A 24,820-nucleotide genomic window follows, 5' to 3' on the forward strand; every position below is an offset into this window, starting at 1 on the left:
GCGTGTGCAGGGCGCCCTCCGTCGTCGTGGAGGGGTCTAGGCCTCGCGCCGGTGCCGTCCGCCCGCGGCCTCGGTGTCCCCGTGGTCCGCGGCCTGCGCCGCCCTGCGCTCCTCTGCGGCCTTCTCCTCCGCCTCCATCTCCGCGAACACGTCGATCGGAGCGGGCGCCTTCGCGAGGAAGACCCAGGTCAGCCATACGGCCAGCAGGAACGGCGGGATCTTCAGGGCGACCAGGACCCAGCCGAGCTGCGCGGTGTCGGCCCACCAGTACAGCGGGAAGAGGATCGCGCACTTGGCGAGCAGGATGCCGCCCCAGGCGTAACTGGCCTTGGCGTACGCCTTCTTGCGGCCGGGGTTGCGGGTCCGCCAGGAGAGGTTCTCCTTGAAGACCGGGCCGAGGATGAGCCCCATCAGCGGCACGCCCGCGAGCGTGGTGACGACGTAGGCGAGGCCCAGGCCCAGGGTGTAGAGCATGCCGGGCAGGTAGAAGTTCTTGGCGTTGCCCGTCATCATCGCGAAGACGACACCGAAGGCGACGCCGAAGACCCCGCTGAAGGCGTGCTTGACGGTGTCCCGCATGACCAGGCGGACCACGACCAGCAGCAGCGAGACCGCGAGCGCGGCGATCGCCGACAGGTGCAGGTCCTTGTTGATCGTGAAGATCGTGACGAAGAGCAGGCCCGGCAGTACCGTCTCGACCATGCCCCGGACGCCGCCGAACGCCTCGAACAGGGCGGCCTCGGTCACCGCCCGTGCGTCGTCGGCCTGAGTGTCTTCGGTCGGCTTGTCGAGAGACGTCACCGGCTACTCCCGTCCGAGGGGTCGGAGTTCGTATTTGGGATTGAACAGCACCCGGCGGCCCCGGCTCATCGAGATCCGCCCGGAGGCGATCAGCTTGCGCCCCGGTTCTATCCCGACGATGGAGCGCCGGCCGAGCCACACCACGTCGAGGGCGGCGGAGCCGTCGAACAGCTCGGCCTCCAGGGCCGGGACGCCCGCACGCGGACGCAGGGTGACCGTGCGCAAGGTACCAGTAACGGTCACGATCTGACGGTCGTGGCAGTCACCGATCCGGGTGCAGCCTGCGGTCGCGGTGTCCTCCCGCAGCTCCTCGGACTCCAGGTCCTCCTGCGACGAGGACAGCCGGTCGAGCATGCGCCGGAACCGGCCCACCGGCTTCTCGGAACGGGGAACAGCACTCATATCCGAAAGCGTACCGGGGTGCGCCGACAGCGTTGTACCCGCAGCACTAGCGTTCGAACCGGTATCCCCGGCCCGGTTCCGTGACGAAGTGCTTGGGATGCGAGGGGTCCGCCTCCAGCTTCCGCCGGAGCTGGGCCATGTAGACCCGCAGGTAGTTCGTCTCCGTCCCGTACGACGGCCCCCAGACCTCCTGGAGGAGCTGCCGCTGGCCGACGAGCCGGCCGCTGTTGCGGACCAGCACCTCCAGCAGGTGCCACTCGGTGGGGGTGAGACGAACGTCCCTGTCGTGCCTGCGGACCTTCTTCGCGGCCAGGTCGACGGTGAACTCGCCGGTCTCCACCAGGACGTCCTCCTCGCCGCCTCCCGCGGGCTCGGCGCGCCGCACGGCGGCCCGCAGCCGGGCGAGCAGCTCGTCCATGCCGAAGGGCTTGGTGACGTAGTCGTCGGCGCCCGCGTCCAGCGCCTCGACCTTCTCGTCGGAGGAGTGCCGGGCGGACAGCACGAGGATCGGCACCCTGGTCCAGCCGCGCAGCCCCCTGATCACCTCGACGCCGTCCATGTCGGGCAGGCCCAGGTCGAGGACGACCACGTCGGGGTGGCGGGAGGCGGCGAGCTCGAGTGCGGTGGCGCCGTCGTGCGCCGCGTCGACCTCGTACTTGCGCGCCTTGAGGTTGATCACGAGGGCGCGCACGATCTGCGGCTCGTCGTCGATGACCAACACCCTGGTCATGTGGCCTGCCTTTCGGGTTCTGCCGTTGCGGCGGGATCGGCGGGGAGCTCCGCACGCGTGTGTGCCGCGCGGAGCGTCAGCACCATGGTGAGGCCGCCCCCGGGCGTGTCCTCCGCGTTGAGGGTGCCGTTCATGGCCTCCGCGAAACCCCGGGCCACGGCGAGCCCGAGCCCCACACCGGCGCCGCGCGGGGCGTCGCCGTAGCGCTGGAAGGGCGCGAAGATGCGCTCCTTCGCCTCGTCGGGGACGCCGGGGCCGCGGTCGACGACCCGTACCTCGACGCGGTCGGCGATGGCGCTGGCGGAGACCCGGACGGGGGTGCCGGGCGGGCTGTACTTGACGGCGTTCTCGACCAGGTTGGCCACCGACCGCTCCAGCAGTCCCGAGTCGACGGCGACCATCGGCAGGGTCTCCGGGACGTCCAGGTCCACGCTGCCGTCGGGCACCCCGCCGAGCGCCATCGGCACCACCTCGTCGAGGTCGATCTCCCGGACGATCGCGGTGACCGTGCCGGTCCGGAGGCGGGACATGTCGAGCAGGTTGCCCACCAGGTGGTCCAGCCGGTCGGCGCCCTCCTCGATGCCCTCCAGGAGCTCCGCCCGGTCCTCCTCCGACCATGCCACGTCGTCGGACCTGAGCGAGGAGACGGCCGCCTTGATCCCGGCGAGCGGGGTCCGCAGGTCGTGCGAGACGGCCGCCAGGAGCGCGGTACGGATGCGGTTGCCCTCGGCCAGGGTGCGGGCCCGGTCGGCCTCCTCCTGGAGCCTGCTGCGGTCCAGGACGACGGCGGCCTGGGCGGCGAAGGCGGCGAGCACCCGGCGGTCCTCGGCGGGCAGCACCCGTCCGGTGAGCGCGAGCGCCATGTGGTCCCCCACCGGCATGTCGACGTCGGCGTCCTCGGGCCGCTCCACGGGCGGCCCGAGTCCCGCCCGGCCCGCGCAGGTCCACGGCTCGGCTCCGCCCGCCCGCTCCAGCAGGGCCGCCGACTCCATGCCGAAGGTCTCGCGCACCCGCTCCAGGAGCTCCTCCAGGCCGGTCTCGCCGCGCAGCACGTTGCCGGCGAGGAAGGACAGGATCTCCGCCTCGGCGCGCAGCCGGGCGGCCTGATGGGTCCGCCTGGCCGCCAGGTCGACGACGGAGGCGACCGAGACGCCGACGCCCACGAAGATCACGATGGCGACGATGTTCTTCGGGTCGGCGATGGTCCAGCGGTGCAGGGGCGGTGCGTAGAAGTAGTTCAGCAGCAGCGAGCCGGCCGCTGCCGAGGCGAGCGCGGGGAAGAGCCCGCCGAGCAGGGCCGCGGCCACCACGACCGCCAGGAACAGCAGCATGTCGTTGGCGAGGCCGAGGTCGACGGTGGTGAGGAGGACCGTCAGGAGCACCGGTCCGGCCAGTCCGACCAGCCAGCCCCACAGGACCCGGGTCCGTCCGAGCCGCGCGTTGCGGGCGACGGGCAGTCCGCGCCCCTTGGCGACCTCCTCGTGGGTGACGATGTGCACGTCCAGGTCGGGCCCGGACTCGCGGGCCACGGTCGCGCCGACGCCGGGCCCGAAGACGTACTGCCAGGTCTTGCGGCGGGAGGAGCCGAGGACGATCTGGGTGGCGTTGACACCGCGCGCGAAGTCGAGCAAGGCGGCCGGTATGTCGTCGCCGACCACGTGGTGAAAGGTTCCGCCAAGATCTTCGACGAGGGTCCTCTGCACGGTGAGTTCCTTGGGCGAGGCGGAGGTCAGTCCGTCGCTGCGGGCTATGTAGACGGCGAGCACCTCGCCGCCGGCCCCCTTCTCGGCGAGGCGCGCGGCCCGCCGGATCAGCGTCCGGCCCTCCGGACCGCCGGTCAGCCCGACGACGATCCGCTCCCTGGACCCCCAGATCGTCGAGACCCGGTGCTCACTGCGGTACTGCTTGAGGTGCTCGTCGACCCGGTCGGCCACCCACAGCAGCGCGAGCTCCCGCAGGGCGGTGAGGTTGCCGGGCCGGAAGTAGTTGGACAGGGCCGCGTCGACCTTGTCGGGCTGATGGATGTTGCCGTGCGCCATCCGCCTTCTGAGCGCCTGGGGTGACATGTCGACAAGCTCGATCTGGTCGGCCCGCCGTACGACCTCGTCGGGCACGGTCTCGCGCTGCCGCACCCCGGTGATCGACTCGACCACGTCACCGAGCGACTCCAGGTCCTGGATGTTCACCGTCGAGACCACGTCGATCCCGGCCGCGAGCAGTTCCTCCACGTCCTGCCAGCGCTTGGCGTTGCGCGAGCCCGGGGCGTTGGTGTGGGCGAGTTCGTCCACCAGGGCTACGGCGGGGGCGCGGCGCAGGACGGCGTCCACGTCCATCTCGGTGACGACACCGGCCTCCCGGCGCGGCACCTGCTCCAGCCCGTGCAGCATCGCCTCGGTCCGCGGCCGACCGTGATGCTCCACGACCCCCACGACACAGTCGGTGCCCCGCTCACTCCTGCGGTGCGCCTCGGCCAGCATCGCGTACGTCTTCCCGACGCCCGGCGCCGCGCCGAGATAGATCCGAAGCCTGCCGCGTCCCATGTCCCCATCGTCTTCCGGTCACCACCACCTGCCCAGCGACGACCTTACGACCGCCGACGCCACGGGGGCGCCCGGGAGAGGCCCCACGAGCGGTCTTTGACGAGACCCTGACGGGGGCGGCGGCGGGGGCCTCAGGGCACCGGACGCTTCGAGCGCCCAGTGAAGGCACTGGACTCACCGGCCCGGCCGGTCGCCCCGGAACGGCACCAGGCGCTCCGATCCTCCCGGCGGCACAGCTGTCATTTCACAGGGAGGCACGGAGACCACAGGGAGACGCTGGGCGCGTCAGGCATCGAACCCTGAGGTGCCCCCGGCCGCCCGGCAACGGGCTGCACAGCCCGACCCGTCCTCGTGGGACACGCCGGAGACCTCGGGACAGACCCTGAGCGGTTCGGGGGCTCATGACGGCGCCACCCCTCGGCAGAAGGCGCTACAGCCCTACCCGCCGTCGGGAGGGAACCGCGCCGCACAGCCTCGGTGAGGGCGCCGCGAGGTCTCGGCGAGGCCCCGGCACGTTGAGCCCCGTCCACCCCCTGCAATGGGCTCCACAGCCCCCACTCACGTGACGGAACCCCGGACCGCGGCTCGCTCCCCAGCCCGGAAAGTCCCCCAGCCCCGCGCGCCGCGAGACGGCCCTCGACTGCTGCTGGCCGGCCTCGATGTCCCGTCCGGAAAAAGCCGCGTCCCCGGGCCCCACGGCCATGACCGGCGACCACCGCCGCGCCCCCACTGCCGGGCGGCAACCCGAACCCGGCAAGCGACCCCGCACGCACCGGAACCGCTCCGCAGCCCTCCCGGACCACTACCGCCACCCCCCGCGCCCACGGAAGCCGACCCCGTCCAGGCCGAACCCGCCGCGCGGCCGGCTCCTCGGGCGAGGCGTCTCAAGCCCCCACGATCTCCCCGTCCCCCAACTCCAGCACCCGGTCCGCCAGGTCCAGCAGGGTCGCGTCGTGTGTGGCGACCAGGGCCGTGACGTTCTCGCTGCGTACGACGGCCCTCAGCAGCTCCATGACCGCGTGGCCGGTCTCCGCGTCCAGTTGGCCGGTCGGCTCGTCGGCGACGAGGAGGGAGGGGTTGTTGGCCAGCGCTCGGGCGATGGCGACCCGCTGCTGCTGGCCCCCGGAGAGCTCTCCGGGCCGCTGCCCGGCGTGGTCCGCGAGTCCGACCAGGGCCAGCAGCAGTTCGACGCGCTCCTCACGCGCGCGTGCGTCCATCCGGCGCAGCCGCATCGGCACGCCCACGTTCTCGGCCGCGGTGAGGATCGGGATGAGCCCGAAGGACTGGAACACGAAGCCGATACGGTCCCGGCGCAGGGCCAGCAGCCCGTCCTCGTCCAGCTCCGCGATGTCGACCCCGTCGAGCTCGACCCGTCCCCGGTCCGGCCGGTCGAGCCCGCCGACGATGTTGAGGAGCGTGGTCTTCCCGGAGCCCGAACGCCCTTTGAGGGCGACGAGTTCACCGCGCGGCACCTCGAAGGAGACCCCGCGCAGCGCGTGCACCGCCGCGGCCCCTTCACCGAACGACCTGTGGATGTCCTCGACCCGCACCATGGTCTCGGTGACCACCTGCGTCATGCGTCCTCCCCCGTGAGACCACGAGACCGCGACACCCGCGAACCCGCGAAACCGGGCGCCAGTATCACCGTCCGGCGCCCGGCCTTCAACAGCTTCAGCTCGGGTTGTCCCCGTGCGTGAGGGTCTCCCAGGCCACGAAGAGGTTGTTGCTGCCCGCCGGCCGGTTCCGCTCGGTCAGCGTCTGCGTGTTGGTCATGGCCACGCCGAGCCTGTTGTGCAGCGCGTTGTACCCGACCTCGGTGACCGGCCCGAGCCCCAGCTTCAGCGACCCGCCGCACAGCCAGCTCGGCACGGCCGTCCCCAGCTCGTACTTGGACTGGAACCCCAGCGCCTGCCGCAGCCGCTCGCCCACGTCCGTGCCGTACAGGTCCTCCCCCTGGATCCGGCTCGTCTCGGCGACGTGCGAGATCGCGGAGATGCCGTACCCGGTGTGGGTGAAGTCCCGGCAGGTCTCCTGGGTGAGCCCGGTGACGAAGGTGGACTGCCCCTGCCAGTAACCCACGATCTTGTCCCGGGTGTTGAGGTTCTGGCTCGGCACGGTCTTCGGCAGCTCACCGTCGGAGGCGAGGTACACGTAGGCCGCGGTACGGGTGCGGAACTTCGCCATGGCCTTGTCGTACGACGTCCTGTCCTCCAGGAAGACGGAGATCCCGACGGCCGCCTCCATCATCGACAGCTCCCAGTTGCCGTTGGAGTTCGAGCCGTTGATGACCTCGGGCAGGTAGACGTTCCGGAGCATGGTCGCGAAGCGTCCGGAGTTCGCCCAGCCCCCGCTGTACGTGTACTTGATGATCTCGGCGGCCCTGGGCCAGGTGGAGCCCGCCCAGCCGGTCTGGAGGGGCGCGTTGCTGTTGGTGTGGTCCGTGATCACGGCCGACCAGGCGTCCATGAGCTGGATGGACTTCTTGGCGTACCGCTCGTCGCGGGTGATGTACCAGGCGAGCGCGTCGGTGTAGGCGGCGATCGCGTCCTCGCGCTCGTCGGTGCAGCCGTAGTTGGGGTTCGAGTACGAGCCGCACTCGACGACCGCCCGCGGCTTGGGCGTGCGGTTCAGGTCGGCGTACTTGCTCGCCAGCATGGCGTCGAAGGCGCCCTTCCAGGGCTGGGCACCCGCGTTGACCTTGCTGCGGGCGAAGTCCAACTGCCCCTGGGAGACAGTGACTCCGGGGTGGGCGAAGGTGGCGGGCGCCGCGTCGGCGGGCACGGCGAGAGCACCGGCGGCGAGGGCCGCGACGGCGGCCAGGAGAGCGGTTCTGCGCATACGTGGGGGGCCTTCCGTTCTCGTATATGAACGTGAAGCGCCTTTGTGAACAGACGCGTTGAGCCGAGAAGGTAGGTACAGACCAATCCCGCGTCAAGGCCCCGCGCACGAAAACGCCCCGTGCATGCGGAAGGGCCGCACCCCGAGACGGGGGGCGGCCCTCGATGTCGTACGCCTAGCGGACCTCGGTGATCTCCGGGCCGCGCTGGAGCTGGCCCATGCCGCCGGAGAAGCGGGAGCCCTCTTCCTGCTGCTGGACGCCCTCGGGGACCATCTGGGCGTCGTTCGGCAGCTTGAGGACGATCGGGTCGCGGGGCGCCATCGGGCCCTCGCCGCGGACCACGACCGTGTCCCGGAAGATCTGCTCCAGGAGCCCGGCCGCCTGCGGCTGCACCGCGCCCTGACCCGAGATCACACCGCGCAGGAACCAGCGCGGGCCGTCCACACCCACGAACCGCACGACCTGGAAGCCGCCCGTGCCGTCCGGCAGCTGCACCGGCACCTGGGCACGCAGCTCCCAGCCCAGCGGACCCTCGACCTCGTCGACGATGCCGCCCTGCTGGGTGATGCCGGAGCCGATCTCCTCGCGCACCTCGCCCCAGATGCCCTCGCGCTTGGGCGCGGCGAAGGCCTGGAGCTGGATGGCGCTGTCGCGCAGCACGACGGTGGCCGCGACGATGGCGTCGCCCGCGACCTCGACCCGCAGCTCCATGCCGTCGACGCCGGGCACGAAGAGACCGCCCAGGTCCACCCGGCCCTCGGCCGGGTCGCGCACCTCGGTGCTGTCCCAGGGCCCGTCGGGCCGCGGCTCCGGCTCCAGCCGCACGCGCTCGCGCTCCACGTCGTCCGCCTCAGTGTCGACGCTGTCGACGACCTGCTCGGCCTCGCCGGCCGCGTCCTCGGCGGCACCCTTCTTCTTGCGACGTCCGAACACGTCACTGTCCTTCCCGGTCGGATACGACCGAAGCGTATCGATTCCCACCCGTATGACCGCCCGCGGCGGCCGCATCGCCTGTATCGCCCCCGTCGCCCACGGCGGCGTGACCGCCGGTGGACCCGAAGCCCCCCTCGGCCCGTGCCGACTCGGGAAGCTCCGCGACCTCCTGGAAGCGGACCCTCTCGACCTGCTGGACGACGAGTTGGGCGATCCGGTCGAAACGCTCGAACCGCACCGACTCGTGCGGGTCGAGATTCACCACGATCACCTTGATCTCCCCACGGTACCCGGCATCAACCGTCCCCGGGGCATTCACGAGAGCGACACCGCAGCGGGCGGCGAGACCGGATCGTGGGTGCACGAAGGCCGCGTACCCCTCCGGCAGCGCCACAGACACCCCCGTGGGCAGCACGGCCCGCTCGCCGGGCCTGAGTTCACGGCTCTCGGTGGTCCGCAGATCGGCCCCCGCGTCACCGGGGTGCGCGTACGACGGAAGCGGTACGTCGGGGTCGACGCGCCGGATCAGCACGTTCAGGGGGTCACGGCTCACGGGTTCACCTCGAAGGCACGGGCACGACGGACCTGGTCCGGGTCGTCCATGGCGGCCCGGATCTCGTCCGGGCGGCCGTTGTCGATGAAGTGGTCGACCTTGACCTCGACGAACAGGGCGTCGGCGCGGACCGCGACGGGCCCCTCGGGACCCCCGATCCGGCCGGTCGCGGTCGAGTAGATCTTCCGTCCGGCCACCGCGGTCACCTCGGCCTCCAGGTACAGCACCGTGCCGACCGGCACCGGCCGTACGAAGTCGGTCTCCAGGCGTCCGGTCACGGCGATCGTGCGCAGCAGCCAGTTGAGCGAGCCCAGGGTCTCGTCGAGGGCGGTGGCGAGCACGCCGCCGTGCGCGAGGCCGGGAGCACCCTGATGGGCGGGGCGCACGGTGAACTCGGCGGTGACCGAGACCCCCTCGCCGGCCCGCGCCTCCAGGTGCAGCCCGTGCGGCTGCTCGCCGCCACAGCCGAAACACTGGCCGTAGTGCGCACCGAGCAGCTCACCGGGCGCAGGGGCTTCCGGGTGTCGCACAGGTTGCGACGCGTCGGCGGGAGGCTGGAGAGCCGGGGAAGTACCACTCACAGGCGCAGACCTTACCCGCGCGTCGGAGGTGTCCGGACACCGTGCCAAGCTTGGTTCCATGCAGCCCTCCGCCGTCCCGTACGACGAACGCCTCACCGCCCCCCGCTCCTGGTGGCTGATCTCCTTCCTGGTCGGGGTCTCCTTCGCGCTGATCCTGCTCCCCTTCGGGACGCTCCCGCTGCTCGGCGGTCTGGTCGGCGGCACCGCCGCGGCGGCGGTCGTCGCCAGCTCCTACGGCTCGCTGCGCATCCGCGTCGTGGGTGACTCGCTGATCGCGGGCGAGGCGAAGATCCCGGTGTCGGCGCTGGGCGAGGCGGAGATCCTCGACCCGGAGGAGGCGCGCGCCTGGCGGACCTACAAGGCCGACACCCGCGCCTTTCTGCTGCTGCGGGCCTACATCCCGAGGGCGCTGAAGGTGGAGGTCACCGACCCGGACGACCCGACGCCCTACCTGTACCTGTCGACGCGCGAGCCGGAGCGGCTGGCCGAGGCGCTGCGAACGGCCCGCACGGCCGCCGCCTAGAACGTTCGTGCACGGCTTCACCCGACCGTCGGGTCGGTGCGGCCCCGACTTCTCACGGAAGTCTTACTTCTCCAGCTCCAGCGGGTTCTTCGGGACCTCCAGGGCCGGCAGTGCCGGCAGGTCGCTCCAGGGCACCTGGACCTTGCGCAGGTCCTTGCGGATCCGCCCGGCGAGCTTTCTGGTGTCCCGGCGGTTCATGACCGCCCCGACGGCCGCGCCGACCAGGAACGGCATGAGGTTCGGCAGGTCGCGGATCATCCGCTTCATGATCTGCTGCCGCAACTGCTGCTTCATCTGGCTGTTGAGGGCACCGCTCACCGTCGCCGGCTTCTTGACGTCGATCCCGCGCTCCCCCGACCAGGAGTTCAGGTACGCGGTGCTGCGCTCCTTGAGGTTGCCGGGCGGTCGTACGCCGTAGACCTCGTGGAGTTCGGCGATCAGCTTCAGCTCGATGGCGGCCACACCGGTGATCTCGGCGGCCAGTTCGGTCGGCATGGCGGGCGGCACGGGGAGCATCGCCGCGGCGCCGATCCCCGCTCCGACCGTCGCCGTGGCGCTCGCGGCGCCCGTGACGAGCTTGTCCGCGAGCTCCTCGGGGCCCAGCCCCGGGAACTGGCGCCGGAGGGTCGCGAGGTCGCGTACGGGGATACGCGGGGCGTTCTCGATGATCCGGTCGGCGAGATACGCCAGGCCCGCCCTGGCCCGGCTGCCGCCCTTGCGGGCCCCTTCCCGGGCCCTGTCCCGGATCGCCGCCACCCGTCGTCTGGCGACGGGCGCGGCCGGTCCGGTCGATCCGGTCGTCGCCGGGAGGTCAGCCCGGCCGGCGACCGGTTCGAGCGAGGCTCCCGGATCGGCGGAGCCCCGCTCGTCGTCACGCGCGCGGTGGGGGCCGTCGGACGGCCCCTGGTCCGCTCCCCTGCGGAGAGAGCGGCGCTTCCAGGGAGGGGTCGAGCCAGTCATGCCCGACCCGCCCTCAGTCGCAGTCGCGGCAGATCGGCTGGCCGTTCTTCTCGCGGGCCAGCTGGCTGCGGTGGTGCACCAGGAAGCAGCTCATGCAGGTGAACTCGTCCTGCTGCTTGGGCAGCACCCGGACGGCCAGCTCTTCGTTCGAGAGGTCCGCTCCGGGCAGTTCCAGGCCTTCGGCGGCCTCGAACTCGTCGACGTCCACTGCGGAGGTCGACTTGTCGTTCCTACGCGCCTTGAGCTCTTCAAGGCTGTCCGAGTCGACGTCGTCGTCGGTCTTGCGTGGGGTGTCGTAATCCGTTGCCATGTCGCTCTCCCCCTCTGGGTGTCTGCGGTGTCTCCAGCGCACGTAACGCGTGAGAGGCCGGACTTGTGCCCGACCCGAGGCGGAGATTTTGCCTCACATCAAGGTCTGTTACTCAATCGACACCCAACCGGACTCCTCTTGAGTGATCGGGTTGGATGGCGATCGGGACCGTACACGGTCCGAATCCCGCACTTCAAAGGCGTCTCACCGTGTACTTCCCGTGATCAGGACCCCTGAAAACCCGGATTTTCCCGGCTTTCCGACAGGGTGCATGATCACGGAGAGTGGATGGCTGGAAATTCTCCCTTGTGATCGATCACACAGGGGGCAGTCCTCCAAGTGCCCAGAAAATTCCGCGCAAAGCGAACATCCCTGTATGTCGGTCTCGGTGCGGGGGCCATGATCTCAGACCGGAAGGGTGACTCGCATCACGAGTCCACCCCCTTCGCGCGGCTGAGCGGTGATGTGCCCGCCGTGCGCCCGCGCCACGGACCGCACGATGGACAGTCCGAGTCCGACGCCCTTGTCGCTGCCGGTGCGGTCGGCGCCGCGCAGCCGCTTGAAGGGCTCGAAGAGGTTGTCGACCTCGTACGCCGGCACGACGGGGCCGGTGTTGGTCACCGTGAGCACGGCCTGGCCGTGCTGGACCTCCGTGGTCACCTCGACCCAGCCGCCCTCGGGGACGTTGTAGCGCACGGCGTTCTGCACCAGGTTCAGGGCGATGCGCTCCAGCAGGACGCCGTTGCCCTGGACGACCGCCGTCCTCTGCTCGCCGCGGATGGCCACGCCCTTGGCCGCCGCCTCGCCGTGCACCTGGTCGATCGCCTGCCCGGCCACCTCGGCGAGGTCCACGGGCTTGCGCTCGACGATCTGGTTGTCGCTGCGCGCGAGCAGCAGCAGGCCCTCCACGAGCTGCTCGCTGCGCTCGTTGGTGGCCAGCAGGGTCTTGCCGAGCTGCTGGAGCTCCACCGGGGCGCCCGGATCGGACAGGTGCACCTCCAGGAGCGTGCGGTTGATCGCGAGCGGTGTCCGCAGCTCGTGCGAGGCGTTGCCGACGAAGCGCTGCTGGGCCGTGAAGGCCCGCTCCAGGCGCTCCAGCATGTCGTCGAAGGTGTCGGCCAGCTCCTTGAGCTCGTCGTCCGGGCCGTCCAGCTCGATGCGGCGGGAGAGGTCCGAGCCGGCCACCGCGCGCGCGGTGCGCAGGATCCGCCCGAGCGGGGACAGGACACGTCCCGCCATGGCGTAGCCGAACGCGAAGGCGATGATCGCGAGGCCGAGCAGGGCCAGCAGCGAGCGGCTGAGGAGGTCGTCGAGGGCGTGCTGACGCTGGTCGTTGACGCAGGCGTTGATGGCCTTGTTCATGACCTCCGAGGTGCCGCTCGAGGGCAGGTTGCGGCAGATGTCGCTGGTGACACTGCCCGTGTTGATCTCGAAGGGCAGTTTGCTGCCGACGTTCAGCGCCTGCGCGGCCACCAGGTAGATGATCGACAGCAGCAGGATGCCCGCGATCAGGAACATGCCGCCGTACAGCAGCGTGAGCCTTATGCGGATGGTCGGGCGCAGCCAGGGCAGCGGCGGGGCCGGCCTCCTGGGGTCCCAGGTGGGCTTCGGGGGCGCCTGGGGAGGCGCGGGAGTGGAGGCCACGGGTATCAGATCCGGTAGCCCGAGCCGGGGACGGTCACGATCACCGCGGGTTCGCCCAGCTTGCGGCGCAGCGTCATGACGGTCACCCGCACGACGTTGGTGAAGGGGTCGGTGTTCTCGTCCCAGGCCTTCTCCAGGAGCTGCTCGGCGGAGACGACGGCGCCCTCGGAGCGCATCAGCACCTCCAGGACGGCGAACTCCTTGGGCGCGAGCTGGACCTCCTTGCCGTCGCGGAACACCTCGCGGCGGTTGGGGTCGAGCTTGATCCCGGCACGCTCCAGGACCGGCGGCAGCGGCACGCTGGTGCGCCGGCCGAGGGCACGCACGCGTGCCGTCAGCTCGCTGAACGCGAACGGCTTGGGCAGATAGTCGTCGGCGCCGATCTCGAGTCCCTCGACGCGGTCGCTGACGTCACCGGAGGCCGTGAGCATCAGCACGCGCGTGGGCATGCCGAGTTCGACGATCTTGCGGCAGACGTCGTCGCCGTGGACCAGGGGGAGGTCACGGTCGAGGACGACCACGTCGTAGTCGTTGACGCCGATGCGCTCCAGGGCGGCCGCACCGTCGTACACGACGTCGACGGCCATGGCCTCCCGGCGCAGTCCGGTGGCCACCGCATCGGCGAGCAGTTGCTCGTCCTCGACGACGAGTACGCGCACGTCGCTTGTCCTTCCTGTGTCCACCCGCGTAGCGCGCTTTGGGCACGCGCGGGCAGGGATCCGGGTGAGTGTTGCCTCCATCCTGCCCTTTTCGGCCATAAGTCGGCTGTAAGGCGGGCGAGGGGCGACTGAAAGACAGATGCGGGAACGGGAATGCGGGATTTTCTCGCGTGGTTGAGGTTTCCGTCGAAACGAGCGGGGGGAGGACGGCTTTACACCCCGCGATCACGCTCTGCATGTGCCGTACCACCATGCGGCATGGTGCGATCCGCTTCCGCAGAGCGGGCGTGGTGTCCGGCACCGTCGCCGCCCGGCCAGGGCAGCGCTGGGCACCTGCAAAGAGACGTGATCGCCCCTCCCGACGGCACACCCCCGTGCCACCGACCCACGACCCAGGACGAGGGGGCGCAGGATGGACGCATTCACCGCAGGACTTCTGCAGCGCATAAGGGCGACCGAGACCGACCTGACGCGGGCTCGTGACGAGGGCGACGACTTCCTCGTCGAGGTGGAACAGGGCGAGCTCGACGACCTGCGCCGCCTCGCTGCCGAACACGGTGTGGAGGTCGGCGCCTAGCGTCTGATCGGCTTCACGCACGACAGCTTCACGCACGACGGCGGGCCCCCGGCGAATCCAGCGCCGGGGGCCCGCCGCGTGGGCGCACGGGTCCGTTCACCTCGTGTTCGCCCGGAGTCGGCCCGTCAGTCGTGCCAGGCGCCGAAGTCCTCCAGGAGCTGCTGGAGGGGCTCGAAGACCCCCGGGGTACCGGCGACGGTCAGGGCCGGGTTGGGGCGCTCTCCGGGGCGGCCACCGGTCAGCACGCCCGCTTCCCGGGCGATGAGGTCGCCCGCCCCGTAGTCCCAGGCGTTCAGGCCCCGCTCGTAATAGCCGTCCAGGCGGCCCGCGGCCAGGTCGCACAGGTCGATCGCCGCCGAGCCGCCGCGGCGGATGTCGCGCAGCAGGGGGATCAGCCTCTGGGCCACCTCGGCCTGGTGGGCGCGGACCTCGGTGACGTAGTTGAAGCCCGTCGACACCAGGGCCTGGTCCAGGGGCGGCGCCGGGCGGCAGGCCAGCCGGCGCTCGCCCTCCCACGCGCCCGTGGCCCAGGCGCCCTCGCCGCGGACCGCGTGGTAGGTCTCGCCGCGCATCGGCGCCGCGACGACCCCGACGACCGTCTCACCGTCCTGCTCGGCGGCGATGGAGACGGACCAAGTCGGAAGTCCGTACAGGTAGTTGACCGTGCCGTCGAGGGGGTCGATGACCCAGCGGACGCCGCTGGTGCCCTCGGTGGAGGCGCCCTCCTCGCCGAGGAAGCCGTCGTCCGGGCGGTGCTCGGAGATCAGGTTCGTGATCAGCTTCTCGGCCGCGATGTCCATCTCGGTCACCACGTCGATGGGACTGGACTTGGTCCTGGCGACCTCGAGGTCGGCCGGGCGGCCGTCGCGCAGCAGGGCACCGGCGCGACCGGCGGCCTCCCGGGCCAGCCGCAGCAGTTCCGCGTGCAGGGGGTCGGTCACGGGGCTCCTCACGCGTACGGGCTGTCGGCGCCCGCGGCGGCGGGCTTGGGGGCGCGGGCCGGGCAGCAGCCGACCGGGCAGACGTTGTGGGAGGCCCCGAGCGTGCCGAGGGCACAGGGCGTGACCTGCTGTCCCCGCTCGACCGCGGCCCGCTCCAGGACCAGGTCGCGGACGGCGGCGGCGAAGCGCGGGTCGTCCCCGACGGTCGCCGAGCGGCGCATCGGCAGGCCGAGCTCCTCTGCCTTGGCCCTGGCCTCGGTGTCGAGGTCGTAGAGGACCTCCATGTGGTCGGAGACGAAGCCGATGGGCGCGATCACCACGGCCGGGACGCCGGACGCGTGGCGCTCCTCCAGGTGGTCGCAGATGTCGGGCTCCAGCCATGGGATGTGCGGGGCGCCGGACCGCGACTGGTAGACGAGCTGCCAGGGGTGGTCGACGCCGGTGCGCTCGCGGACGGCGTCCGCGATCAGCCGGGCGACCTCCAGGTGCTCCGCTACGTACGCGCCGCCCTCGCCGTGGCCCTCCACCGGCCCCGAGGTGTCCGCGGACGCGTTCGGTATCGAGTGGGTCGAGAAGGCGATGTGGGCACCGTCGCGCACCTCTTCGGGGAGCTCGGCGAGGGACTGGACCACCCCGTCGATCATGGGCTCCACGAAGCCGGGGTGGTTGAAGTAGTGCCGCAGCTTGTCGATCCTCGGCGGCTGAAGGCCCTCGGCCTCCAGGGCGGCCAGTGAGTCGGCGAGGTTCTCGCGGTACTGGCGGCAGCCCGAGTAGGAGGCGTAGGCGCTGGTGGCCAGGACCAGGATGCGGCGGCGGCCGTCGGCGACCATCTCGCGCAGGGTGTCGGTGAGGTAGGGCGCCCAGTTGCGGTTGCCCCAGTAGACCGGCAGGTCCAGGCCGTGGTCCGCGAAGTCCTTGCGCAGGGCGTCCAGCAGGGCGCGGTTCTGGTCGTTGATGGGGCTGACCCCGCCGAACAGGAAGTAGTGCTGCCCGACTTCTTTCAGGCGTTCCTTGGGGATGCCGCGCCCGCGCGTCACGTTCTCCAGGAACGGGACCACGTCGTCCGGGCCCTCGGGGCCTCCGAACGAGAGCAGGAGCAGGGCGTCGTAGGGGGTGGCGTCGAGCGCGTCTCGCATGGGTCGATCCTGTCATCCGGTACTGACAGCCACGAAACGGCGGGGTGGCCGGCCGGGTTCCCGGGCGCCCGGGCGGGTGCGTCGGCGCCGCTCACCCGTAAGCTGTATGAGGCGCATTCGCGCCTTACCTGCACGAGCCGCTGCTCGTCGGCCGACCGGAGACCCCTGTGCCCAGCCCCTACCGCGCCCTCTTCGCCGCCCCCGGCTCCAAGGGCTTCGCCGCCGCGGGCTTCGTCGGCCGGATGCCGCTGTCGATGATGGGCATCGGCGTGGTCACGATGATCTCCCAGCTCACCGGCCGGTACGGGCTCGCGGGCTCGCTGTCGGCGACCATCGCGCTGGCCGCCGCGGCGATCGGCCCGCAGGTCTCCCGGCTGGTGGACCTGCACGGCCAGCGCCGGGTGCTGCGCCCGGCGACGCTCGTGGCGCTGGCGGCGTCCGCCGGGATGCTGCTCGCGGCGCACTTCGGCTGGCCGGACTGGGTGCTGTTCGTGTGCGCCGTGGGCATCGGCTCGGTGCCGAGCCTCGGCGCGATGATCCGCGCGCGGTGGGCGGCCCTGTACCGGGGCACCCCGCAGCTGCACACCGCGTACTCCTTCGAGTCGGTGGTCGACGAGGTCTGCTTCATCTTCGGGCCGATCATCTCCATCGGGCTGTCCACGGCCTGGTTCCCGGAGGCGGGTCCGCTGCTCGCCGCCTGCTTCCTGGCGGTGGGCGTGTTCTGGCTGACCGCGCAGCGGGCCACCGAGCCGGCCCCGCACCCGCGCGAGCAGGACGGCGGCCGTACGGCGCTGCGCTCGCCGGGTCTCCAGGTCCTCGTGGCCACCTTCGTGGCGACGGGGGCGATCTTCGGGGCGGTGGACGTGGTCACCGTGGCCTTCGCCGACGAGCAGGGCCACAAGGCGGCGGCGAGCGTCGTGCTCGCCCTCTACGCGGCGGGGTCGTGCGTGGCGGGCCTCGTGTTCGGGCTGCTGCACTTCGGGGGACGTCCCGAACCTCGCTGGCTGCTGGGCATATGCGCGATGGCCGTGAGTATGATCCCCCTCCTACTGGTCGGGAACTTGCCGTTTCTGGCCGTGGCGCTGTTCGTTGCGGGCCTGTCCATCGCTCCCACGATGATCACGACGATGTCCCTGATCGAGCAGCACGTACCACGCGCGCAACTGACCGAGGGCATGACCTGGATCAGTACCGGGCTCGCGGTCGGGGTCGCGCTCGGCTCCTCCGTGGCCGGCTGGGTGATCGACGCGGCCGGGGCACGTGCCGGGTACGGGGTTCCGGCGGTGTCCGGGGCCGTCGCGGTCGTGGTCGGTTTGCTGGGGTACCGCCGGCTCAAGAGGCCGGCTCCACGTCGGGGAGGCAGCGTTGAGCACGGCAGCGAGCGCGAGGAACGGCACGTGGCGTAACTGGGGCGGCAATGTCACCGCGCGTCCCGCGCGGGAGGTCACGCCCGCCTCGGTCGACGAGCTGGCCGCTGCCGTGCGGAAGGCGGCCGAGGACGGTCTCCGGGTGAAGGCGGTCGGCACCGGGCACTCCTTCACGTCGATCGCCGCGACCGACGGCGTGTTGATCCGCCCTCAACTGTTGACCGGCATCCGCAACATCGACCGGGACGCCATGACGGTCACGGTGGAGGCCGGTACCCCGCTCAAGAGGCTCAACGTGGCTCTCGCGCGCGAGGGCCTGTCGCTCACCAACATGGGCGACATCATGGAGCAGACGGTCTCGGGAGCCACCAGCACCGGGACCCACGGCACGGGCCGGGAGTCGGGCTCGATAGCCGCCCAGATCAGGGGCCTGGAGCTGGTCACCGCCGACGGCTCGGTGCTCTCCTGCTCCGAGAAGGAGAACCCCGAGGTCTTCGCGGCCGCCCGGATCGGCCTGGGCGCCCTTGGCATCGTCACCGCGATCACGTTCGCCGTCGAGCCGGTCTTCCTGCTCACGGCCCGCGAGGAGCCCATGAGCTTCGACAAGGTCACCAGCGCGTTCGACGAACTCTGGGCCGAGAACGAACACTTCGAGTTCTACTGGTTCCCGCACACCGGTTCCACCAACACCAAGCGCAACAACCGCAGCGCGGGCCCGGAGAAGCCGGTGCCGCAGCTCCAGGGCTGGTTCGAGGACGAGTTCCTCTCCAACGGCGTCTTCCAGGTGGCCCAGTGGGTCGGCCGGGCGGCACCGGGCACGATCCCCTCGATCGCGCGGATCTCCAGCAAGGCGCTGTCGGCGCGGACGTACACCGACATCCCGTACAAGGTCTTCACATCGCCGCGCCGGGTGCGTTTCGTGGAGATGGAGTACGCCGTGCCGCGCGCGGCCGTGGTCGGGGTGCTGCGCGAACTGAAGGCGGTGGTCGACCGCTCCGGGCTGCGGGTCAGCTTCCCGGTCGAGGTGCGCACCGCGCCCGCCGACGACATCACGCTGTCCACCGCATCGGGCCGCGACAGCGCGTACATCGCCGTCCACATGGTCAAGGGGACTCCGTACCAGGCGTACTTCACGGCCGCGGAGCGGATCTTCACGGCGCACGAGGGGCGCCCGCACTGGGGCAAGGTGCACACGCGTGACGCCGAGTACTTCGACGGTGTCTACCCTCGCTTCGGCGAGTTCACCGCGCTCCGGGACCGGCTCGATCCCGACCGGCGGTTCCAGAACGACTATCTGCGCAGGGTGTTGGGGGCATAAGCGGACGGTGGCCGGACATAAGTCCGAAGCCGATAGTTCCGTTTCTGGTGATTCCGTGAAGTACACCACGTTCAAGATCGCGGAATCCGCTCAACGAAGGGCCGGGCAGCGTTTCTTGAACGAAGTTGAGTGGCGCGCCAATCCACGCACGTGGCCCAAATGGAGTACTGTTGCGAGCCCTGGGTCCGGTCTCCCGCCAGGGCGTCCGTGGCCTTCAAGGGCGGCCGGGAGGGGGCTAGTTGCACAGGGTGACGGAGTTGGTCACTTAGCGTTGCGAATAGGTAACCGTGCCATAACGGCGATCCAGGGCCCGTGCCCGACACGCCGGGCAACTCGGCAAGGTTGTGGCAGGCTGCACCCGGGCAGGCCACACTCGACTAGCGGAAGCAGCGACGCACGTGACGTCGGCAGGCACCACCCGGGAGGTCCCCATGCCCGAACTGCGTGTCGTGGCCGTCTCCAATGACGGCACACGGCTGGTGCTGAAGGCTGCCGACTCAACGGAGTACACGCTTCCGATCGACGAGCGGCTGCGCGCAGCGGTGCGCGGCGACCGTCCGCGCCTCGGCCAGATCGAGATCGAGGTCGAAAGCCATCTCCGTCCCCGCGACATCCAGGCGCGTATACGCGCCGGTGCCACCGCGGAAGAGGTAGCCCAGCTCGCAGGCATCCCCGTCGACCGTGTACGGCGTTTCGAGGGCCCCGTGCTCGCCGAGCGCGCCTTCATGGCCGAACGGGCCCGCAAGACCCCGGTCCGCCGGCCCGGCGAGAACGCCGGACCCCAGCTCGGCGAGGCCGTGCAGGAGCGGCTGTTGCTGCGCGGCGCCGAGAAGGACACCGTCCAGTGGGACTCGTGGCGTCGTGACGACGGCACCTGGGAGGTGCTGCTGGTCTACTGCGTCGCGGGCGAACCGCACTCGGCGAGCTGGACCTACGACCCGCCCCGGCGGCTCGTCCAGGCCGTCGACGAGGAGGCCCGCTCGCTGATCGGCGAGTCCGAGGACCTCGGCGCGCCGGAGCCCAGCTTCCCGTTCGTGCCGCGTATCGCACGGCTGCCGCGCGACCGTCCGCTGGACCGCGCCCTCGACCGGCCCAGCCTGCCCCCGGCCGAGCCGGCCGAGGAGGTCGTCGCTGAACGGGACTCGCTGACCAGCCTGTTGGAGGCGGTGCCGAGCTTCCGGGGCGACATGGTCGTACCGGAGCGGCCCTCCGAGACGGCGAGCATCGAGGAACCGCCCGCCCTGGAGGAGGAGCCCGAGGTGGAGGAGCCGCCGGCTCCCGCGGCCTCGGCCGGTTCCGCCTACGCGGACGTCCTCATGCCGCGTTCGGTGGCGAGCCACCGCGACCGCCTCATCGGTGCGACCGACCGTCAGGCCGAGGCCGACGGTGTCCGCCCGGGCCGCAGAGCGGCGGTCCCGAGCTGGGACGAGATCGTGTTCGGCACCCGCCGCAAGAAGCAGGAGTAGCCGGTCCTGCCGGCCGTGAGGGCCCGTCTCTTGCAGAGGCGGGCCCTTCCGCTGTCCGCTACTGAGGGTCGGGGCCCACCGCGACCGGCCGCTCCGGGTCCGAGGACCACTCCGACCACGAACCGACGTACAGCGCCGCCGGGATGCCCGCGACCGCCAGGGCCAGGACCTCGTGGGCGCCGGAGACGCCGGAACCGCAGTAGACGCCGACCTCGGTGCCGTCGGTGGCGCCGAGCGCCTTGAAGCGGGCGTTCAGTTCCTCCGCGGGCAGGAAGCGGCCGTCCGGGCCGACGTTGTCCGTGGTGGGCGCGGACCGGGCGCCCGGGATGTGGCCGCCGACGCGGTCGATCGGCTCCACCTCGCCGCGGTACCGCTCCCCCGCGCGCGCGTCCAGCAGCACCCCCGAGCGGGCCAGCGCCGCGGCCGCGTCGGCGTCCAGCAGACCGGCCGTCGCGGGCACCGGCACGAAGTCGCCCTCGGCGAGGGCGGGACCCGGCACCGAGGACTGGATCGGCCCCTGCCAGGACGGCAACCCGCCGTCGAGGACTCGCACGTCCGGGTGACCCGTCCAGCGCAGCAGCCACCACGCGCGGGCGGCCGCCCAGCCCTGTCCGCCGTCGTACACGACCACCGGCTTGTTCGAGGAGACACCCGCCCTGCGCATCGCGGCGCCGAACTCCGCGAGGTCGGGCAGCGGATGCCGGCCACCGCCGCCGGCCGGCCCGGCCAACTCCCGGTCCAGGTCGACGTATGCGGCGCCCGGGATGTGCCCGGCCGCGTACTCGGCCCGGCCGTCGAAGGGCGGTTCGCCGGCCGCCTTGGCCACGCTCAACTGCCAGCGGACGTCGAGCAGGACGGGCGGGTGGGGGCCGGCCAGGTCGCTCGCGAGTTCGGATGCGGAGATGATGGCGTTCATGGCCACCATCCTCGCGCACGGGGTGGCCGCGTCGTCCAGGTCCGGCTACTCTGCTCCGCCGGACAGGCCCGGTCACCATGCGTACGGGAACGGGCACATGCTGTACCGCCGATCGACATCCGTCGGCCGTCGCGCGGCAACGGTCAGACAGCCGTGCGACCGGCACCCCGACACGGGAGGCCGCCCGGCGCGCCCGGAGCGCGCGGGACCGCGGGTGGTGCGAGCATCGGCACGGAGGTCCGGACCACGGACACGACACGGCCACCGCGAGGGGCCGAGGAGAGAGTGACGATGACCGAGGCAAGGGGGTCGGCCGCCCCGCCCGCTCGGCACACGCCCGGTACGCCCTGCTGGGTGAGTCTGATGGTGCACGGCACGGCCGCGACCCAGGAGTTCTACGGATCGCTGTTCGGCTGGGAGTTCGTGCCGGGACCGCAGCAGCTCGGGCCCTACGTCCGGGCCCTGCTGGGCGGCCAGGAGGTCGCCGGGATCGGCCAACTGCCGCCCGACCGCCAGCTCCCGATCGCCTGGACGCCCTACTTCGCCTCCGACGACATCGACCTGACGGCCGAGTCGGTGCGGTTGTGCGGCGGCACGGTGGGCGTGGGCCCGCTGGACGCCGGGGACGCCGGGCGGCTGGTGATCGGCTCCGACCCGTCCGGTGCCGTCTTCGGGGTGTGGCAGGCGGCGGCCCACCTGGGCACGTCCGTCGCCGGGGTCCCGGGTACACCCGCGTGGCACGAGCTGCTCACCTTCGAGACGGTGAGCGTGATGAAGTTCTACGAGACGGTGTTCGGCTGCGAGGGCGAGCCGGTGGTCTCCGCCGACTTCGACTACGTCACCCTCCACAGCGGCGGTCGTCCCGTGGCCGGTCTGCACGGCGTCGGGCACGCCCTCCCCCGTGACCGGGGGCCGCACTGGATGACGTACTTCGAGGTGGCCGACGCGACCGCCGCCACGCGGCTCCTCGTCGAGCTGGGCGGTCATGTGCTGCGCCCGCCGCACGACAGCCCGCACGGCAGGGTGGCGACGGTGGCGGATCCGGAGGGGGCGCGTTTCTCGTTGATCGAGGACCCGCGCTGAGGCCCTGCCGGCCTCCGGTCAGAAACCCGCCCCGGCCGACGGGACCGGCAGCACGTCCGGGGAGAGGGCGGCCGCGCGTGCCGTGCCGGCGGTCATACGGCGGCGGTGGTGCCGGCGGCACAGGACCTCGTAGCCGATGTCGTCGGCCTGGTTGACGTCACCGACGACCACCTGGGCACCCTCGACGACCATCTCGCCGTTGACCGTACGGGCGTTGTGCGTGGCCCGGGCCCCGCACCAGCACAGCGCCTCGACCTGGAGGACCTCCACCCGGTCGGCCAGTTCCACCAGGCGCTGGGAGCCGGGGAACAGCTTGGAACGGAAGTCCGTGGTGATGCCGAAGGCGTAGACGTCGAGGTCCAGGTCGTCCACGATCCTGGCGAGCTGGTCGATCTGCTCCGGCACCAGGAACTGCGCCTCGTCCGCGATCACGTAGTCCGCGCGGCCGCCGCGGGAGAGGTGGTCGACGAGGTAGGCGTACAGGTCCTGGCCGTCCTCGACCTCGACCGCGTCGGTGACCAGGCCGAGCCGCGAGGACAGCTTGCCCTCGCCGGCCCGGTCGTCCCGGGTGAAGATCATGCCGGTCAGGCCGCGCGCCGAACGGTTGTGCTCGATCTGGAGAGCCAGCGTGGACTTCCCGCAGTCCATGGTTCCGGAGAAGAACACCAGCTCGGGCATGGGAGGTCGAGCACCTTTCGGTTCTGTGCGGGGCGGGGCGGCCGGGTCGGCCTCAGGAGCGTACTTCGAGCAGCGGTACCAGTTGCTCGGCGGGGGTCATCGAACCGTGGTTGCCGACCATCGCCGACTCCTTCGGCTCCCGCTCGGAGGCGATGAGGAGGACGTCGTCGCGGGCGGCGGCGACCACGTCGCCGATCCGGTCGTACACCCGCTCGTCGACGTGGTCCGGCGGCCCGAACCAGCCCGCCGAGATGGCCTCGTCCCGGGAGGCGACCCAGAACTGCTCGCCGAGGACCTCACGCCAGCAGGTCAGCACGTCGCCCGCGGCACCGGGCACGGCGTAGACGTGACGGGCCCGGCCCTCGCCGCCGAGCAGGGCGACCCCGGCGCGCAGTTCCCAGTCCTCGTCGAAGTCGATGCGGTGCTGCTCGTCGAAGGGGATGTCGACCATGCCGTGGTCGGCCGTGACGTACAGCGCGCTGCGGGGCGGCAGTTGCTCGGCGAGGCGCTGCACCAGGCGGTCGACGTACATGAGCTGGCCGCGCCAGGTGTCGGAGTCGACGCCGAAGCGGTGGCCGGCGCCGTCGACCTCCGAGTAGTACGTGTAGACCAACGAGCGGTCGCCGCCGGCGAGTTCCGCGGCCGCCAGGTCCATGCGCTCCTCGCCGGACAGCCGTCCGTGGAACGTTCCGCCGCTGAGCGCGACCTTGGTCAGGGGGGTGTTCTGGAAGGTCGGCGAGGAGACCTGGGCGGCGTGCACCCCGGCCCGGTCGGCGAGTTGGAAGACGGTGGGGTACGGCTGCCAGGCCTGCGGCTTGGTCCACGGCTGCCAGCGGAGCTGGTTCATCAGCTCGCCGGTGTCCGGGTTGCGCACGGTGTAGCCCGGCAGGCCGTGAGCGCCGGGCGGGCGGCCGGTGCCGACCGAGGCGAGGGAGGTCGCGGTGGTCGCCGGGTAGCCGGTGGTCAGCGGGCGGCCGGTGCCGCCGCGCGAGCTGGCCAGCAGGGACGTCATGAAGGGCGCCTCGTCCGGGTGCGCCCTGAGCTGCTCCCAGCCGAGGCCGTCGATCAGGAACACGCAGTTCCGGTCGGCGGGGGTGAGCTCGCGGATCGCGGCGGTGGTGCCCGGTACGGCCATGCCGGCGGCGAGCGTGGGCAGCAGGTCGGCGAGGGAGCCGGTGCCGTACTCGGGAACGGGCGCGGTGTCGAGGGCGAGGGGTTCGGGATGGTCCCAGGCGTGCTGCACCATCAGCGGGTGACGTCCGCGGTCGCCTCGGAGATGGCCTGGGCGAAGGCGAGCGCCTGGCGCACGGTGTCCGGGCCGTCCCCCGCCTCGCTGACCCGCAGGCTGAGGTCGTCGGCCGTGGAGTTTCCGGTGTAGCCGTGGTCCGCCTCGCAGTTGGGGTCGCCGCAGGCGGCGGGCTCCAGGTCGATGCGGGAGACCGCGCCCCAGCCGATGGTCAGCACGACCTCGCGGGGCAGGGTGCCGGGCTGGTATTGCTCGGGGTTGGCGACGACCCGGCTGACCACGACCGACGAGATCCGGCCGAGCTTCACGGACTCCGTGGAGGTGGTGGCGTACGGCGTCGGGGAGGTGGTGTCCGCGTTCTGCTCGTCGGTGTGGCTCACGATGAAGCGGTTGCCGGTGAGGACGAGCACGGTCACGTGCCGCCGCACCTCGTTCTGGTCGAACGTCGTCTCCTGGTGGACCAGGTACGACCGGATGGGCTCGCCGCCCACGGCGGCCTCCACCGCCTCGGCCACGAGGGCCGGGTAGTAGCCGCTGCGTTCGATCGCCGCACGCAGCCCCTGGGTCGTCGTACTGGTCTTGGCCATGACGTCCATCCTACGGGGGCGCGCTGACTG

25 protein-coding genes are annotated in these 24,820 nt (G+C 71.6%); 6 read left to right on the forward strand and 19 right to left on the reverse strand.

The genetic code is table 11. The features are described from left to right. Window positions 1-36 precede the first annotated feature (36 nt). The 9 genes from ACIQJT_RS31140 to ACIQJT_RS31180 form a co-directional block, all read right to left on the reverse strand. Entirely contained in the window at window positions 37-801 is a 765-nt protein-coding gene (locus ACIQJT_RS31140) for a DUF3159 domain-containing protein (RefSeq protein ID WP_365456586.1), read from the reverse strand. A gap of 3 nt (window positions 802-804) precedes the next feature. Continuing rightward, a complete protein-coding gene (locus ACIQJT_RS31145; RefSeq protein WP_053848505.1) occupies window positions 805-1,203 on the reverse strand; it encodes an OB-fold nucleic acid binding domain-containing protein in 399 nt (132 codons plus the stop codon). A 46-nt stretch (window positions 1,204-1,249) separates the two neighbouring features. After that, window positions 1,250-1,933, reverse strand: a complete 684-nt coding sequence (locus tag ACIQJT_RS31150) for a response regulator (RefSeq protein ID WP_365456583.1) — start codon at window positions 1,931-1,933, stop codon at window positions 1,250-1,252. Next, on the reverse strand, window positions 1,930-4,473 hold the full coding sequence (locus tag ACIQJT_RS31155; protein ID WP_402649141.1) for an ATP-binding protein: 2,544 nt from the start codon (window positions 4,471-4,473) through the stop codon (window positions 1,930-1,932). Before ACIQJT_RS31155 ends, ACIQJT_RS31150 begins: the two co-directional genes overlap by 4 nt. A gap of 884 nt (window positions 4,474-5,357) precedes the next feature. After that, complete coding sequence (locus ACIQJT_RS31160; protein ID WP_365456577.1) at window positions 5,358-6,050, reverse strand: ABC transporter ATP-binding protein; 693 nt, start codon at window positions 6,048-6,050, stop codon at window positions 5,358-5,360. A 94-nt stretch (window positions 6,051-6,144) separates the two neighbouring features. After that, a complete protein-coding gene (locus ACIQJT_RS31165) occupies window positions 6,145-7,311 on the reverse strand; it encodes an alginate lyase family protein (RefSeq protein WP_402649145.1) in 1,167 nt (388 codons plus the stop codon). 175 nt (window positions 7,312-7,486) lie between these two features. After that, complete coding sequence (locus ACIQJT_RS31170; RefSeq protein ID WP_365456571.1) at window positions 7,487-8,245, reverse strand: DUF3710 domain-containing protein; 759 nt, start codon at window positions 8,243-8,245, stop codon at window positions 7,487-7,489. 1 nt (window position 8,246) lies between these two features. After that, a complete protein-coding gene (dut, locus tag ACIQJT_RS31175) occupies window positions 8,247-8,798 on the reverse strand; it encodes a dUTP diphosphatase (protein ID WP_402649149.1) in 552 nt (183 codons plus the stop codon). Further along, the gene (locus tag ACIQJT_RS31180) at window positions 8,795-9,379 is read right to left on the reverse strand and encodes a PaaI family thioesterase (RefSeq protein WP_402649152.1); all 585 of its coding nucleotides are present in this window, start codon (window positions 9,377-9,379) and stop codon (window positions 8,795-8,797) included. Before ACIQJT_RS31180 ends, dut begins: the two co-directional genes overlap by 4 nt. 58 nt (window positions 9,380-9,437) lie before the next feature. Here ACIQJT_RS31180 and ACIQJT_RS31185 point away from each other — a divergent pair, with 58 nt between their 5' ends. Further along, window positions 9,438-9,902, forward strand: coding sequence for a DUF3093 domain-containing protein (locus ACIQJT_RS31185; RefSeq protein ID WP_053848497.1), 465 nt, complete (start codon window positions 9,438-9,440; stop codon window positions 9,900-9,902). Window positions 9,903-9,965: 63 nt separating this feature from the next. Here the strand turns inward: ACIQJT_RS31185 and ACIQJT_RS31190 are convergent, their stop codons facing one another. From ACIQJT_RS31190 to ACIQJT_RS31205, 4 genes are all read right to left on the reverse strand, one after another. Further along, window positions 9,966-10,862, reverse strand: a complete 897-nt coding sequence (locus ACIQJT_RS31190) for a hypothetical protein (RefSeq protein ID WP_402649155.1) — start codon at window positions 10,860-10,862, stop codon at window positions 9,966-9,968. Between the two features lie 13 nt (window positions 10,863-10,875). Further along, entirely contained in the window at window positions 10,876-11,172 is a 297-nt protein-coding gene (locus tag ACIQJT_RS31195; RefSeq protein WP_005481602.1) for a DUF4193 domain-containing protein, read from the reverse strand. Window positions 11,173-11,577: 405 nt separating this feature from the next. Beyond that, window positions 11,578-12,816, reverse strand: a complete 1,239-nt coding sequence (locus tag ACIQJT_RS31200) for a HAMP domain-containing sensor histidine kinase (protein WP_365456558.1) — start codon at window positions 12,814-12,816, stop codon at window positions 11,578-11,580. A gap of 5 nt (window positions 12,817-12,821) precedes the next feature. Further along, window positions 12,822-13,475 carry a response regulator transcription factor gene (locus tag ACIQJT_RS31205; RefSeq protein ID WP_030605557.1) on the reverse strand — a complete coding sequence of 218 codons (654 nt, stop codon included), beginning with the start codon at window positions 13,473-13,475 and terminating at the stop codon, window positions 12,822-12,824. Window positions 13,476-13,887: 412 nt separating this feature from the next. On the opposite strand from ACIQJT_RS31205, the gene ACIQJT_RS31210 reads away from it, so the two are divergent. Then, window positions 13,888-14,052 carry a hypothetical protein gene (locus ACIQJT_RS31210; protein WP_176729907.1) on the forward strand — a complete coding sequence of 55 codons (165 nt, stop codon included), beginning with the start codon at window positions 13,888-13,890 and terminating at the stop codon, window positions 14,050-14,052. 125 nt (window positions 14,053-14,177) lie between these two features. On the opposite strand, the gene ACIQJT_RS31215 is transcribed toward ACIQJT_RS31210, so the two are convergent. Together ACIQJT_RS31215 and ACIQJT_RS31220 are read right to left on the reverse strand one after the other, a co-directional pair. After that, window positions 14,178-14,993, reverse strand: coding sequence for an inositol monophosphatase family protein (locus tag ACIQJT_RS31215; RefSeq protein WP_365456554.1), 816 nt, complete (start codon window positions 14,991-14,993; stop codon window positions 14,178-14,180). Between the two features lie 8 nt (window positions 14,994-15,001). Continuing rightward, window positions 15,002-16,129 (reverse strand): ferrochelatase, encoded by a 1,128-nt coding sequence (locus ACIQJT_RS31220; RefSeq protein WP_365456551.1) that lies wholly within the window; start codon window positions 16,127-16,129, stop codon window positions 15,002-15,004. Between the two features lie 167 nt (window positions 16,130-16,296). Between ACIQJT_RS31220 and ACIQJT_RS31225 the strand changes: the two genes are divergently transcribed. From ACIQJT_RS31225 to sepH, 3 genes are all read left to right on the forward strand, one after another. Then, a complete protein-coding gene (locus tag ACIQJT_RS31225; RefSeq protein WP_365456548.1) occupies window positions 16,297-17,535 on the forward strand; it encodes an MFS transporter in 1,239 nt (412 codons plus the stop codon). Next, window positions 17,495-18,814 (forward strand): D-arabinono-1,4-lactone oxidase, encoded by a 1,320-nt coding sequence (locus tag ACIQJT_RS31230; protein ID WP_402649162.1) that lies wholly within the window; start codon window positions 17,495-17,497, stop codon window positions 18,812-18,814. Before ACIQJT_RS31225 ends, ACIQJT_RS31230 begins: the two co-directional genes overlap by 41 nt. A gap of 431 nt (window positions 18,815-19,245) precedes the next feature. Beyond that, on the forward strand, window positions 19,246-20,280 hold the full coding sequence (sepH, locus tag ACIQJT_RS31235) for a septation protein SepH (protein ID WP_365456542.1): 1,035 nt from the start codon (window positions 19,246-19,248) through the stop codon (window positions 20,278-20,280). A 58-nt stretch (window positions 20,281-20,338) separates the two neighbouring features. On the opposite strand, the gene ACIQJT_RS31240 is transcribed toward sepH, so the two are convergent. After that, window positions 20,339-21,196: a sulfurtransferase gene (locus ACIQJT_RS31240; protein ID WP_402649165.1), complete on the reverse strand. Its 858-nt coding sequence runs from the start codon at window positions 21,194-21,196 to the stop codon at window positions 20,339-20,341. 291 nt (window positions 21,197-21,487) lie between these two features. On the opposite strand from ACIQJT_RS31240, the gene ACIQJT_RS31245 reads away from it, so the two are divergent. After that, window positions 21,488-22,279 (forward strand): VOC family protein, encoded by a 792-nt coding sequence (locus tag ACIQJT_RS31245; protein WP_402649168.1) that lies wholly within the window; start codon window positions 21,488-21,490, stop codon window positions 22,277-22,279. A gap of 18 nt (window positions 22,280-22,297) precedes the next feature. Here ACIQJT_RS31245 and ACIQJT_RS31250 read toward each other — a convergent pair whose 3' ends face one another. The 3 genes from ACIQJT_RS31250 to ACIQJT_RS31260 are packed head-to-tail and all read right to left on the reverse strand — an operon-like array spanning window position 22,298 to window position 24,799. Beyond that, window positions 22,298-22,957: a thymidine kinase gene (locus ACIQJT_RS31250; RefSeq protein ID WP_280848863.1), complete on the reverse strand. Its 660-nt coding sequence runs from the start codon at window positions 22,955-22,957 to the stop codon at window positions 22,298-22,300. A gap of 52 nt (window positions 22,958-23,009) precedes the next feature. Further along, a complete protein-coding gene (locus ACIQJT_RS31255) occupies window positions 23,010-24,203 on the reverse strand; it encodes an alkaline phosphatase family protein (RefSeq protein ID WP_402649172.1) in 1,194 nt (397 codons plus the stop codon). After that, window positions 24,203-24,799, reverse strand: a complete 597-nt coding sequence (locus ACIQJT_RS31260) for a DUF5998 family protein (RefSeq protein ID WP_123992071.1) — start codon at window positions 24,797-24,799, stop codon at window positions 24,203-24,205. Before ACIQJT_RS31260 ends, ACIQJT_RS31255 begins: the two co-directional genes overlap by 1 nt. Window positions 24,800-24,820 lie beyond the last annotated feature (21 nt).

Origin of the sequence: Streptomyces sp. NPDC091972, from assembly GCF_044756385.1 — a bacterium.
In the GTDB taxonomy this organism is placed as follows: domain Bacteria; phylum Actinomycetota; class Actinomycetes; order Streptomycetales; family Streptomycetaceae; genus Streptomyces.